Origin of the sequence: Cellvibrio sp. OA-2007 (assembly GCF_000953825.1) — a bacterium.
Classification (GTDB): Bacteria; Pseudomonadota; Gammaproteobacteria; order Pseudomonadales; family Cellvibrionaceae; genus Cellvibrio.
Genome location: NZ_BBUL01000022.1, coordinates 1 through 1,123 on the forward strand (window position 1 = coordinate 1; position 1,123 = coordinate 1,123).

Sequence of the window (1,123 nt, forward strand, 5' to 3'; positions counted from 1 at the left end):
GGCCCTACCTGTTTAGTTTCGTGCGATCATATTCCTCGTCGTAGCTGGCCTTTGTTCCGTGCAAAGGCTATGCTGGGCGACTTGATTGCTGGGTTCAGCAGTCCCGGCATTCAATCGCACCAGGAGCAGTTGGCAGCATGAGTTCACGCATTCACCCCCAAGCCCGTACCACTCCAAAAATCCGGCAGGAGATCAAGGATTCGGGCCTGTCCGATCGTGAGGCTGCAAAGGTCTTCGGCATCACGCGAGCCACCGCTGCCAAGTGGCTCAAGCGGGACGATGTGCAGGACCGCTCGCACCGTGCCCATACGCTGCACACGACCCTGAGCGCAGCCCAGGAAGCCATCGTCCTGGCACTGCGCCAGTCGCTCTATCTGCCGCTCGACGACCTGCTGTTCGTCACACGGCAGCACATCAATCCAGACGTCTCCCGATCAGGCATCGCACGTCTGCTCAAGCGCGAGGGCATGTCGCGTCTTGAAGACGTGATCCCAAAGGCCGAAGGCGAAACCATCACGCCCAAGAAGACCTTCAAGGACTACGAGCCGGGCTTCATCCACATCGACATCAAGTACCTGCCTCAGATGCCGGACGAGACCTCGCGCCGCTACCTGTTCGTCGCCATCGACCGCGCCACGCGCTGGGTCTTCATGCACATCTACGGCGACATGACCGACGAGAGCAGCGTCGATTTTCTGCGCCGCCTAAAGCTGGCCTCGCCCATCAAGATCAGCAAGATCCTGACCGACAACGGCTCGCAATTTACCGATCGTTTCGCGACCAAAGACAAAAAACCAAGCGGCCAGCACGCGTTCGACGTCGCTTGCGCCGCGCTACCTGCCGAGCACCGCCTGGCGCCGCCGCGGCACCCGCAAACGAACGGCATGGTCGAGCGCTTCAACGGCCGCATCAACGAATTGCTGCAGCAGACCCGCTTCGACAGCAGAGCCGATTTGCAGGCTACATTGATGAACTATTTGAAGCTGTACAACCACCACATTCCGCAGCGCGCACTCGACGCGAAAACGCCCATCTTGGCGCTCAAGGAATGGCAGCAGAAACGACCAGAATTATTTGTTAAACGCGTTTATGATCAAACGGGACTCGACAGTTAACAAGTTGC

General features: G+C 58.7%; 1 protein-coding gene. It reads left to right on the forward strand.

Annotated features, from left to right (window positions below):
• The first annotated feature begins 137 nt into the window (after window positions 1–137).
• Window positions 138–1,115 carry an IS481 family transposase gene (locus AWU77_RS02050; RefSeq protein WP_062058521.1) on the forward strand — a complete coding sequence of 326 codons (978 nt, stop codon included), beginning with the start codon at window positions 138–140 and terminating at the stop codon, window positions 1,113–1,115.
• Window positions 1,116–1,123 lie beyond the last annotated feature (8 nt).

What these genes read in the sequence shown, in the direction of transcription:
- AWU77_RS02050 (WP_062058521.1), top strand. Translation starts at nt 138, where the DNA reads ATGAGTTCACGCATTCACCCCCAAGCCCGTACCACTCCAAAAATCCGG.